Annotated in this window: 12 protein-coding genes; 7 read left to right on the top strand and 5 right to left on the bottom strand. The window is 71.7% G+C overall.

What is annotated here, in order from left to right:
- The first annotated feature begins 43 nt into the window (after window positions 1–43).
- Window positions 44–793: an acyltransferase gene (locus ACGFSB_RS36310; protein WP_393408530.1), complete on the top strand. Its 750-nt coding sequence runs from the start codon at window positions 44–46 to the stop codon at window positions 791–793.
- 96 nt (window positions 794–889) lie between these two features.
- Here the strand turns inward: ACGFSB_RS36310 and ACGFSB_RS36315 are convergent, their stop codons facing one another.
- Complete coding sequence (locus tag ACGFSB_RS36315; protein ID WP_393408532.1) at window positions 890–1,753, bottom strand: EamA family transporter; 864 nt, start codon at window positions 1,751–1,753, stop codon at window positions 890–892.
- Window positions 1,754–1,847: 94 nt separating this feature from the next.
- Between ACGFSB_RS36315 and ACGFSB_RS36320 the strand changes: the two genes are divergently transcribed.
- Together ACGFSB_RS36320 and ACGFSB_RS36325 are read left to right on the top strand one after the other, a co-directional pair.
- Window positions 1,848–2,432: an XRE family transcriptional regulator gene (locus ACGFSB_RS36320; protein ID WP_393408535.1), complete on the top strand. Its 585-nt coding sequence runs from the start codon at window positions 1,848–1,850 to the stop codon at window positions 2,430–2,432.
- 74 nt (window positions 2,433–2,506) lie between these two features.
- Entirely contained in the window at window positions 2,507–3,064 is a 558-nt protein-coding gene (locus ACGFSB_RS36325; protein ID WP_393408537.1) for a YbaK/EbsC family protein, read from the top strand.
- Between the two features lie 26 nt (window positions 3,065–3,090).
- Here the strand turns inward: ACGFSB_RS36325 and ACGFSB_RS36330 are convergent, their stop codons facing one another.
- From ACGFSB_RS36330 to ACGFSB_RS36340, 3 genes are all read right to left on the bottom strand, one after another.
- Window positions 3,091–4,308 carry a CaiB/BaiF CoA transferase family protein gene (locus ACGFSB_RS36330; protein ID WP_393408540.1) on the bottom strand — a complete coding sequence of 406 codons (1,218 nt, stop codon included), beginning with the start codon at window positions 4,306–4,308 and terminating at the stop codon, window positions 3,091–3,093.
- 57 nt (window positions 4,309–4,365) lie between these two features.
- A complete protein-coding gene (locus tag ACGFSB_RS36335; RefSeq protein ID WP_393408543.1) occupies window positions 4,366–5,910 on the bottom strand; it encodes a sensor histidine kinase in 1,545 nt (514 codons plus the stop codon).
- A gap of 94 nt (window positions 5,911–6,004) precedes the next feature.
- Entirely contained in the window at window positions 6,005–6,661 is a 657-nt protein-coding gene (locus ACGFSB_RS36340; RefSeq protein ID WP_393408545.1) for a response regulator, read from the bottom strand.
- A 153-nt stretch (window positions 6,662–6,814) separates the two neighbouring features.
- Here ACGFSB_RS36340 and ACGFSB_RS36345 point away from each other — a divergent pair, with 153 nt between their 5' ends.
- The 4 genes from ACGFSB_RS36345 (at window position 6,815) to ACGFSB_RS36360 (ending at window position 10,165) form a co-directional block, all read left to right on the top strand.
- Entirely contained in the window at window positions 6,815–7,732 is a 918-nt protein-coding gene (locus tag ACGFSB_RS36345) for an ABC transporter ATP-binding protein (RefSeq protein WP_393408547.1), read from the top strand.
- Complete coding sequence (locus ACGFSB_RS36350) at window positions 7,729–8,520, top strand: ABC transporter permease (protein WP_393408549.1); 792 nt, start codon at window positions 7,729–7,731, stop codon at window positions 8,518–8,520. The genes ACGFSB_RS36345 and ACGFSB_RS36350 overlap by 4 nt, the downstream gene beginning before the upstream one ends.
- A 65-nt stretch (window positions 8,521–8,585) precedes the next feature.
- Window positions 8,586–9,350 (top strand): GNAT family N-acetyltransferase, encoded by a 765-nt coding sequence (locus ACGFSB_RS36355; RefSeq protein ID WP_393408551.1) that lies wholly within the window; start codon window positions 8,586–8,588, stop codon window positions 9,348–9,350.
- Window positions 9,347–10,165, top strand: a complete 819-nt coding sequence (locus tag ACGFSB_RS36360; RefSeq protein ID WP_393408554.1) for a lysophospholipid acyltransferase family protein — start codon at window positions 9,347–9,349, stop codon at window positions 10,163–10,165. Before ACGFSB_RS36355 ends, ACGFSB_RS36360 begins: the two co-directional genes overlap by 4 nt.
- On the opposite strand, the gene ACGFSB_RS36365 is transcribed toward ACGFSB_RS36360, so the two are convergent.
- Window positions 10,137–11,507, bottom strand: a complete 1,371-nt coding sequence (locus ACGFSB_RS36365; protein WP_393408556.1) for a hypothetical protein — start codon at window positions 11,505–11,507, stop codon at window positions 10,137–10,139. The genes ACGFSB_RS36360 and ACGFSB_RS36365 overlap by 29 nt on opposite strands.
- Window positions 11,508–11,618 lie beyond the last annotated feature (111 nt).

Consider the following 11,618-nt stretch of genomic DNA (forward strand, 5'->3'; position numbering starts at 1 on the left):
CTCCGGGGTCACCGGGCCGCGCGGGGCTGAGTAACGTGAGCGCGTGCCGAAGAACAGGAACACGTTCTCATCCGCGGTCGCCGCAGCCGCCGCCTTGCGGCGCCGCGCGGTCCAGCGTGCCGTCCACGCGGGCTGGGCGTGGGTGCAGCGGACGGGGGCGGTGACCGCGCAGAGTCCGGGGCGGCTGCGGTTCGGCGCGCTGGGCGAGAACACGAAGCTGGCCTTCCCGCAGGGGACGGTCTTCGGTGAGCGGTGGATCCGCATCGGCGACCACTGCATCATCGGGGAGCAGGTCACCCTCACCGCCGGGATGATGCCCGATCTGGACCTCGGGCCCGAGCCGATCCTGCGCATCGGCAACGGTGTCGTCCTTGGCCGCGGCAGCCATGTCATCGCCGATACGACGATTTCGATCGGCGACGACTGCTACTTCGGGCCCACGGTGTACGTGACCTCGACGAACCACTCGTACGACGATCCGCATACGCCCATCGGCAAGCAGTGGCCGCGTATGGAGCCCGTCGAGATCGGGCCCGGTTGCTGGATCGGCACGAATGCGGTGATCCTGCCGGGGGCGAGGCTCGGCCGCAATGTCGTGGTGGCCGCGGGGGCCGTTGTGCGGGGCGATGTGCCTGACCACGCGGTGGTGGCCGGAGCGCCTGCTCGCGTGGTGCGGACCTGGGATGCGGAGGCGGGGTGGCAGCCGCCGTTGCGGACGCCTGCGCCTGTGCCGATCCCTGACGGGGTTACGCCGGATCAGTTGCTTGCCCTGGGGGATTTGGGAGAGGGGTAGTTGCTGTCTCCCTTGTCCGCGGGTGCGTCGTGGCTTGTCGCGCCCACGCGATGGAGTCGCACATGTCAGAGCCCCGCGCCCCTGGCGGGGCGCTGTTCAGCTGGCCAGTAGCACTGTGCCGACCAGAGCCAGGCCTGCTCCCGCCGCTTGTACTCCCCGCAGTCGTTCCTTCAGTACGGCTCGTGCGGCTAGTGCGGTGACCACCGGGTAGATCGACGAGAGTACGGCGGCCATGGTGACCGGGCCGTGCTGGGCTGCCATGGAGTACGTTCCGTTGGCCGCGACGTCCGCCAGGCCGACGAAAGCCAAGGCCGGGATCGATGACCAGAGGATGCGCACCCCCGTGCCCTCGGGGAGCGCCCTGCCGCCCCGCTTGACCGAGATGAACAGGGCCGTGCCGCCTGCCGTCACGTTCGTCACGCGCTGTACGAACAGGGCGAGGAACAGGCCCGTGAGGTTGGTCGACGCCTCGGCGATGAGCGCCATCACGGCACCGAAGCCGAAGGCCGCGACCAGGGTGAGTGCGACCGCCCGCCGCTGCACGGGGGCGCCGCGCAGTTCGGGCCCGCCCGCGAGCACGATGCCCACGACGGCCACGGCGATCCCGGCGAACTGCGGGACCCCCGGCCGCTCCCCGAGGAAGAGCCCGACGCCCACCGGTACGACGACGCCCAGCGAACCGAGCGGCGAGACGACGCCCATCGGGCCGAGCGCCAGAGCCTTGTAGAAGGCGAGCATGGCGATGGGCCCGACGAGGCCCGCGCCGACGGCGAACCACAGCTGCGGCCCCCACTCCGTCCAGCCGCCCGTGGCGATCACGATCGCTCCGAGGACGACCACGGCGATGGTCTGTGAGGCGACGACCACCGTGAGGGCGGGGATGCGTCGGGTCAGCAGTCCGCCGCCGAAGTCGGCAAGGCCCCAGAGGAGGCTGGTGGCCAGGGCGAACAGTGCTGTCATCGGAGATCCTCGCAGTACAGTGTGGTGAACCTTCAGGTGCACCACACCGTAGTTCAGTATAATGAACTCTGTCATCCATAATATTGGACGGAATGTGTCGGACCTCGACCAGCTCACTCAGTCGCTCGCTCGCAACCTCAAGCGGTGGCGCTCGGAACGGGGCTTCACGCTCGACGCGCTCGCGGCCCGCGCGGGCGTGAGTCGCGGCATGATCATCCAGATCGAGCAGGCAAGGACCAACCCCAGCGTCGGCATCACCGTGAAGCTCGCCGATGCCCTGGGCGTCAGCATCACCACGCTCCTCGACTACGAGCAGGGCTCGCACGTCCGCCTCGTACCGCCGGAACAAGCGGTGCGCATGTGGTCCACGGAGGCGGGCAGCAGTACGACACTGCTCGTCGGGACCGAGGCGCGCGGCCCCTTCGAGCTGTGGGCGTGGAAGCTGATGCCCGGTGAGAGCAGTGACTCCGACGCGCATCCGCCGGGGACCATCGAGCTGCTGCACGTCGCGGCGGGCGAGCTGACGCTTGTCGTGGACGGCGAGGAGTATCCGGTGCCCGCCGGGTCCGCGGCGACGTTCGAGGCGAACGTTCCGCACGGCTATCACAACAAGGGCGCCGAGCCGGTCGAGATGACGATGTCGGTGTCCGTGCCGCCCGCGCACGGCTCGTCGTACTGAGCCACGGCGGCGCGGGGCGCCCGCACGTCGAGACGGCCGACTGCCTTCGTGCGCTTCGCTGTTAGCGTGCGGCCATGCGTGCACCCATGGGAGATTTCGACGCCGTCCGCCCCGCCTCCGAAGCCCTCGACCTCCTGGTCGCACCCGTCGCCGACGCCGTGCGCGCCTTGACGGGTGCCGTCCCCGCCGCGCAGGTCCTGCACGTCGACACCGACCCGCAGTGGGCCGACACCGCCACCTTCGTGGAGCACTACGGCCAGGACATCCTGGAGCAGTCAGCGAACTGTGTCGTCGTCGCGGGCAAGCGCGGCGGCGAGTCCACGCTCGCCGCGTGCCTGGTCCTCTCCACGACCCGCGTCGACGTGAACGGCGTCGTGCGCCGCCAACTCGGCGCCCGCAAGGCCTCGTTCGCGGCGATGGACACGGCGACCGGCGGGACCGGCATGGAGTACGGCGGCATCACCCCGATCGGCCTGCCCGCCGACTGGCCGCTCCTCGTGGACGCCGCCGTCGTCGATCTGCCGTACGTCCTGATCGGCAGCGGCAGCCGCCGCGGCAAGCTCATCGTGCCGGGCAAGGCGTTCGCCGAGCTGCCGGGTGCCGTGGTGCTGGAGGGGCTCGGCGTCGCCTGAGACCGCTCAGCGGCAGACTCCCCGCATCAGCGGCAGACTCCCTGCTCGCGCAGCCGCGCGATGTCGGCCGGATCGTGGCCCAGTTCGCCGAGGATCAGCTCGGTGTGCTCGCCCGCGGCCGGTACGGGATCCATACGCGGGTGTACGCCGCTGAGATCGGCGGGCGGCAGCAGCGCCTGTACGGGGGCTGTGCTTCCCGGGATCGCGACATCCCGCCAGCGTTCGCGCTCCGTCAGCGCGGGGTGGTCGAGGAACTCGGTGACCGAATTGACGCCCGCGTTGGCGATGTTGGCGCGGTCGAGCAGCTCCATCGCCTCGTCGCTGCCGAGTCCCGCGAAGCGTACGGAGATGATCGCGTCGAGTTCCTCGCGGTGTGCCACGCGGTCCGAGCCGGTGGCGAACCGCGGGTCGTCGGTCAACTCGGGCCTCCCGATGACCTGTTCGCACAGCGCGGCCCACTCGCGCTCGTTCTGCACGGACAGCAGGACGTCCTTGCCGTCGGACGCGGTGAACGGGCCGTACGGCGCGACCGTCGCGTGCCGGGCGCCGACGCGCGGCGGCTGGGTGCCGCCGTAGCGGGTGTAGTACGCGGGCTGGCTCATCCACTCGGCGAGCGCGTCGAAGAGGGAGACCTCAACTGTCGGTGCACGCCCGGTGGTTGCCCGGGTGAAGAGCGCGGAGAGGATGCCGCTGTAGGCGTACATCCCGCCCGCGATGTCGGCGACCGAGATGCCCGCACGCACCGCCTCGTCCGGTGTGCCGGTCAGCGAGAGCAGCCCGGTCTGGCACTGCACGAGCAGGTCGTACGCCTTCCGGTCCGCCCAGGAGCCGCTCGTGCCGTAGCCGCTGACGGTGCAGGGGATCAACGACGGGTAGCGGGCCTGGAGTTCGTCCGCGCCGAGACCCAGGCGGTCGGCGGCGCCGGGGGCGAGGTTCTGAACGAACACGTCGGCACCCGCGAGGAGTTCGTGCAGGATCTCCATGCCGTCATCGGCCTTGAGGTCCAGGGTGAGGGACTCCTTGGAGCGGTTGAGCCAGACGAAATAGCTGGCCTGGCCGTGCACCGTGGTGTCGTAGCGGCGGGCGAAGTCGCCGCCGCCGGGACGCTCCACCTTGATCACGCGGGCGCCGAGGTCGGCGAGCTGCCGGGTGGCGAAGGGGGCGGCGACGGCTTGCTCCAGGCTGACGACGGTGATGCCCGCCAGGGGGAGCTGACCGGCCGGTTCGTGGTGCGTCGTCGCCATGACTGCCTCTCGTTCGCGGGTGTTGCCTGAGTCTGCACGGTCCGTCCACGGGCCCCGCTACTCACCCTCACCCACGACCGACTTCGACACGAGTCGTCCGTCGGTGAAGCAGAGCCGGTAGCCGTCGGCCGACATGAGGCGCGTGCTGTAGTACACGCAGTCCTGGCCGCGCGGAGGCGCGGGCGCGCCGTCCGGCGCGCCGTCCCTGGTGAACCGCGGCAGCCGGGATTCGACCTCGCCTCGCGGCTCTCCGGTCGTCAGGCCCTCGTACACGTCCCGGTCCAGGATCGAGAAGGACGAGCTGATCAGGCTGAGGGGGAGCATGAGCAGCAGGATTCCGGCGAGGACCGCTAGCGGGGCCAGGACCGCCTGGGTGAGCCGCCGTCTGATCTGCTGCCTCGCCAGCTCCAGTTCACGGGCGGACGTGGTCGGCCGGGGCGCGTCGGCGGCGCGCGGTGCCGCTCCCGCAGCGGGCAGCTCCGCGTCCACGGCGAAGCCGCCGTCGTCCGTGAGGTCCGCGCGCAGCGTGCCGCCCGCGAGGCGCACCCGCTCGTCGAGGCCGACCAGACCACTGCCGCCCGACGCCACCCCGGCGAGGGGCCCCGCCGGAGCCGGACCGTTGACCACCGTGAGCCGCAGCGTGTCGCCGTCCCGCGCTATGCGGACCCGCACCGCCGCACCCGGCGCGTGCTTGGCGGCGTTCGTCAGGGACTCCTGGAGCACGCGGTGGACGGCGAGAGCGACCATCGGCGGCAGGTCCTCCGTGGCCCCCGAGCGTTCGAGCGTGACCTCGACCCCGGAGGCCCGCGCGCGCTCGACCACGGCGTCCGGGCTCTCCTCCGACGGCGCCCTCGGCGGTACTTCGTCGTCGGCCCGCAGCACGCCGATGATCTCCCGCAGCCGTTCGGTCGCCGCACCCGCCGCCTCGCGCAGTTCCCCCACGGCCGCCTGCTGGCGGGCGTCGAGGCTGGGATCGACCTCCAGGACGCCCGCCTGGACCGCGATGAGCGTCAGGTCGTGGCCGAGCGAGTCGTGCATGTCGCCCGCGATCCGGGCCCGCTCACGGATGCGGGTACGGTCCGCGACGGCCTGCTGCTCGTGCTCCATGCGCTCGGCGAGCCGCCAGCCGGTGGACATCAGGTCGGTGTACTGGCGGCGGTAGCGGCCGAGCAGCCAGGGCAGCACCACGGCGACCAGCAGCACCAGGAGCATCGTGGGCCAGCCCCACAGATCGCTCGACACGACCGCGCACAGCACGAGCCCGACCACGGCGACCGCCCCGAAGAACCACAGCGCGGGACGCACCGCCACTGTGCGGCTGCCCGCGAGATACCCGAAGAGGGCGAGCGCCGCCCAGTACGCGGGCGCCAGCATCTCCGGGTCCATCATCAGGCTCAGCGCGACCGGCACGGCGAGGGCGGCGAGCGGCCACCGCCTGCCGCACGCGACGGCGCCCCCGAGCAGCGGGACGCCCACGGCCGCCACGACCGCGTCACGCCCGTCGAGACCGAAGACTCCCGAGACCGGCGGCATGCACACCACGAGCCACAGTCCGATGTCGAAGAGCTGGGGGAACCAGCTGTGTACGCCGCGCATCCGCATCCGGCAAGCATCGCCGATCACCCCCGGCCCGCGCCCGTGACGAAAGTAGGGGATCGCCCCGAGCGTGCCGAGTGACCCGATCGTGCCGGAGCGCTCACTCCCCGCCGACGAGCCCCGCCTCGTACGCGAGGATCGCGGCCTGCACCCGGTTCTTGAAGCCGAGGCGGGCCAGGACCTGGCTGACGTACGCCTTCACCGTGCCCTCGACGACGTGCAGCCGCTGGGCGATCTCCGCGTTCGACAGACCGGCCCCGACCAGCGCGAGCACCTCGCGTTCGCGCGCCGTCAGCTCTTCGATGCGGGCACGCGCGGTGGCCTGCTTGCCGAGCTGCCCCGCTCCCAGGTGGGAGATGACCCGCCGCGCGATCGAGGGGGAGAGGTACGCCCCGCCGTCGGCGACGGCCTGGACGCCTGCGATCAGCTCGCGCGGATTGCCGGACTTGAGCAGGAAACCGGCCGCTCCCGAGCCGAGGGCGCTCGCGATGTACTCGTCCTCGGAGAACGTGGTGAGCATCGCGACGGCCGTCTCGGGTGCGACCTGGTGCAGCTCGGCCGCCGCCTGGAGGCCGTCGAGGCGTGGCATCCGGATGTCGAGGAGGCAGACGTCCGGACGGTGCTTCAGGGCCAGGTCGACCGCCTCGCGCCCGTCGGTCGCCTCGGCGACCACCTCGATGCCGTCGGCGGTGCCGAGGATCGCCCGCACCCCGGCCCTGATCATCGCCTCGTCATCGGCAAGCAGCACTCGGATCATGCGAGCACGCTACCCGGCGGCTCTCCACCTGACGAAAGTGCAGGGCAAGTGCTGACCAAGGTCCCCTGTCCCCGGCCGCGCCGCTTCGTAGCGTCCCTGTCAGCACCGCCGACGCGACCGAAGGCGTAGGCGCCGAGAGGGATTTGGGGAACGATGCTCACACTGCGGGGCCTGACCAAGAGATACGGCGAGAAGACCGCCGTCGACGACCTGTCCCTGGAGGTGGCGCCGGGGAAGATCACCGGCTTCCTCGGGCCGAACGGCGCGGGCAAGTCCACCACGATGCGCATGATCCTCGGCCTCGACCACCCCACATCGGGCACCGCGCTCATCAAGGGCAAGCGGTACGCCGACCACACGCATCCCCTGCGGGAGGTCGGCGCGCTCCTGGACGCCAGGGCCGTGCACCCCCGGCGCAGCGCGCACAAGCACCTCCTCGCGATGGCGCGCAGTCACGGTATCGACGCCCGTCGAGTCGACGAGGTGCTCGACGCCACCGGGCTCAGCGATGTGGCGGGCAAGCAGGCGGGATCGTTCTCGCTCGGCATGGGGCAGCGCCTCGGCATCGCGGGAGCGCTCCTCGGCGACCCCGAGGTGCTGATGCTCGACGAGCCGGTCAACGGGCTCGACCCGGACGGTGTCCTCTGGATCCGCCGCTTCCTGCGGTCGCTCGCCACGCAGGGCAGAACGGTGTTCGTCTCCAGCCATCTGATGAGCGAGATGGAGGTCACCGCCGACCGGCTGATCGTCATCGGCAAGGGGCGGCTCATCGCGGACGCCCCGATGGAGGACATCCTCGCCCGCAGCTCCCGCAACGCGGTCCGCGTGCGCGGGCCCGAGGCGGAGGGCCTGCACGCCTTGGCGAACCGGCTGAGGGGCGAGGCGCACGACGTCGAGCGGGTCTCACCGCACGAGCTGGTCGCACGGGGAATCAGTGCGGAACGCGTCGGTGATCTGGCCCATGAGCAGCACGTACGCCTACACGAACTGCGCGCCGTCGAGGCGTCACTGGAAGAGGCCTACATGGAACTGACCGCGGGCAGCGTCGAGTACGGGGAGGCGCGGCTGTGAGCGCTCAGACCTCCGAGCAGCACCGCGAGCAGCACCGGGTCCCGCTGCGGACGGGCGGCGGCGGCCTTCGCGGGGCCGTGGCAGCCGAGTGGACCAAGCTCTTCTCGCTCCGCTCGACCTGGTATTTCCTGTGCACCGCCGCCGCCGTGATGGGCATGACGGCCGCGTGCGTCGGGGCGGTCACCCACGACCCCGGCGCGTCGGCCGCCGACCCGGCGACGCTCGCCACCGTCTACGGCGTCGAGTTCATCGTCGCGGCCCTCGCCATGCTCAGCGTCGCCGGCGAGTACGCCACCGGCAGCATCACCACCACCCTCCAGTGCGTGCCCGACCGGGCACGCCTGCTGATCGCCAAGAGCCTCACGGTGGGGGCCGTCGCCTTCGCCGCCGGGATCGTGCTCGCCGTGATCGGGGTCGTGGCGGGCGCGTCGGCCATGGACGAGTCGACATCCGACCTCGCACAAGTGGCGGGTCAGGTGTTTGGGATCGCCGTTCACCTGATGCTCATGAGTGTCCTGACCATCGGCCTCGCGGCCATCGTGCGCAGTTCAGCCGGGGCCATCACCGTGCTGTTCGTGCTGCTGCTCATCGTGCCGACGATCCTCCAATCGATTCCCCTCGACTTCCTCACGAACCTGGCGCAGTTCCTGCCCCAGGCGGCGGGCACGCAGTTCCTCACCGGCGAAGCGGATCTGTACGGCCCCGCTGCCGGGCTGCTGCTCCTCGCGGCCTGGGTCGCCGCCTCACTGACCCTGGCCACGGTGATCATGGGGCGCCGCGACGCCTGAGCCCTCATCCCCGAACCACGCCTCCCCGAACCACCGCTCATCCTCGAACGGAGACCAGATCCGTCATGGCTTCGACATCCGCTGCCTCGACACCCACCGTCCCCGCCGTATCCAGCACCTACGTCACCTCCATCGCCGACTCCGGACAGCAGATACGCGCCGCACAGCGGCTGCGGTACCGCGTCTTCGGCGAGGAGATGGGCGCCACGCTCCACACCCCCCTGCCCGGCCACGACGTGGACCCCTACGACGAGCTCGTGGACCACCTCATCGTCACCGACACCACCACCGACGAGGTCGTCGGCACGTACCGTCTGCTGCCGCCCGGCCGGGCCGAGCGGTCCTACTCCGACAGCGAGTTCGACCTGCGCGCCCTGGCTGACCTGCGGTCCTCCACGATCGAGGCGGGCCGCTCCTGCGTGCACCCGGATCACCGCTCCGGCGCCGTGATCAACCTGATGTGGTCGGCGCTCGCCCGCTACGTCCTGCTCTCCGGCCACCGCTATCTCGCGGGCTGCGCCTCCGTGCCGCTGTCCGACGGCGGCAAGGCGGCGTCAAGCGCCTGGCTGCTCGGCACGTCCAAGCACGCGTCGCCGCCCGACCTCCGGGTGCACCCCCGGCGCCCCTGGGTGCCCACCGTGCCGACGGTGGAGCGGCCCACCTACGCCGATCTGCCGCCGCTACTCCGTGGCTATCTCCGCCTCGGCGCGTGGATGTGCGGGGCGCCGACGCACGACCCCGAGTTCGACGTCGCCGACTTCTTCGTACTCCTCGACATGGACCGGCTCGGCGACCGCTACCGCCGCTACTTCCTGGGGGAGACCCCATGAGCCACGGGGGAGGGGGAGGAGGCCCGGTGGTCCTGTGCACCCCGGCCTGCGTCACGCGGTCGGTGCCACGGGTGGCGTCGGGCGAACTGGGCCGCCGGTACGCCGCGTTGGCGTACGAGATAGGCCGTGGCGTCGCACAGGGCGAGCGGCTCGCCGAGCCCCTCGCGCTGCGGGCGCGGGCCCGTGGCGTCCTCGACGCGCTCGGCGTACGGATCGAGTCGGCGCCGGAGAGTCTGACGGTGCGGGGCGGCCCGGACCGGGGTGCCGTGCAGGGTGTGGGAACCCTGATCGTCGCCAACCACATCTCCTGGCTCGACGTCGTCGGCCTGCTCGCCGTCGAGCCGGTGACGGTCCTCGCCAAGCGCGAAGTGGGTCAGTGGCCGGTCATCGGCACGCTCGCCCGGCGCGCGGGATGCCAGTTCATCGACCGCGATGGGCTGCGTCAACTGCCATACGTGGTCGCCGAGTTGGCGTCCGCCTTGCGTTCCGGTCGCTCGGTCCTCGCCTTCCCGCAGGCGACGACCTGGTGCTCCGTGCCAGGCGGCCGGTTCCGGCGGGCCACGTTCCAGGCGGCGGCCGACGCGGGCGCGCCCGTGCGCCCGGTGACCATCCGCTACTACCAGCACGGCACCCGCAGCACCACGGCAGCCTTCCTCGGCGACGAGACCTTCGGTGCCTCCCTGCACCGCGTCGCCCGTGCGCGGGGCCTGACCATGCGGGTCACCGCACACTCCCCGCTGCACGGCTCCGACCGGCGTGAGCTCGCCGCCGCGGCGCAAGCGGTCGTCACCACCCGGTGTGAAGAAGGTGGTTGAGCAGCAGCGCGAGAGCCGCCTGGGCCGTCAGCCAGCAGCGCTGGGTGCGCGGTGGCAGCAGTGCCGTGGCGGCAAGGAGCCAGGCCGCGAAAGGGAGCCAGATCCGTTCCGTCTCCGCCTTGCTCATGCCGGAGAGGTCGGCGGCGGCGAGGACGAGTAGGACGACGAGCACGAGGAGTACGAGCCGGTCGACGGGCGCGTCCCGGCCCGTACGCAGCCGCCGGACGGCGCCCGGCGCGGAGGTCACCGCGCGGCCGAGCCCCGCGACCGAGGCGAGTCCCACGACGAGGACCGTGCACGCGAGGTTGGCCCACACCCAGTAGCCGTACGGACGGATGCCGCCCGCCCCTTGGTGGTAGCGCTCCACCAGGATCCGGTACGCCTCCCACCAGTCGAACCCCGCCAGGGTGAAGACGAGCGGCACCACCACCGCCCCCGCGAGGAGAAAGGGGATCGGGCGGGCGTTCCTCGCGAGGAGCAGCACAGCGCCTGCGACCACCGCGAACAGCGTCAGGCCGTACGAGAGGTAGCAGAGAAGTCCGAACAGCAGACCCGCGCCGAGTGCGGCGGCCGCCGGGAAGCGGACCGTGCGCGTCGCGGCCAGCGCGAGCAGGGCCGTGGTCCACGCGGCGACGGCGGCGAAGTAGCCGTCCGCCGATGTGCCGGTCCAGACCGCGGCCGGGGCGAGCACCAGGAAGGGCGCGGCCCGGCGTGCGATCGCCTCGTCGGCCAGGGCGCGCACGCTGACCAGGACGGCGGCCGCGACCGTCGCGCCGAGCGTGATGCACCAGACGCCCGCCCAGGCGCCGCCGCCGAGGCCGATGCGGTCCAGGACGACGAAGGTGAGCGTGGCCGCGGGCGGATGCCCCGCCGTGTGGGCGGGCCAGTGGCCGGGCGAGTCGATCAGGATGTGCTGGGTGAAGTCCCGCAGGGCGGCCGGGATGTCGTCGAAGCGGTCGATCACCTGGAGGTACTCGTACTTGGTGGTCAGGCGCTCCGCGATGCCCCGGCGCCAGCCGTCGACGAGGGCAAGGGACCAGATCCAGGCCATGGACGCCGCCCAGCTCCCCAGGACGAGCAGTCGCCAGGGCAGGCGCGATGCGAGCGCGGGGCCGTACACGATCAGCATCGCGGCGACAGCGAGCGCGGCAGGGGTTCCCGGCCCGACGTGCGGGGACCACTTGGCGTACAGCGGGGGCCAGTTGACGTGCAGAGTGCCGTACTCCCGCTCCACGTACGTGCCGATGGCGATGGCAAGCGCGACGAGCGCGACGGCCCCGATGGCGGTGAGCAGGTCGCGGCGGGGCGGAACGGGACCTTCACGTCCTTCTTCGGGGATCACACCTGCACGCTAGGCCGGGAAGCGGCGGTCGGCGGCCTTGGACAGGCCTTGGACAGGGTGGTGTCACCGAACTGTCAGATCTTGCGGGCCCGCACTGCGCCGTCAGAGTTT

It is taken from the genome of Streptomyces sp. NPDC048441 (assembly GCF_043200235.1).
Lineage (GTDB): Bacteria > Actinomycetota > Actinomycetes > Streptomycetales > Streptomycetaceae > Streptomyces.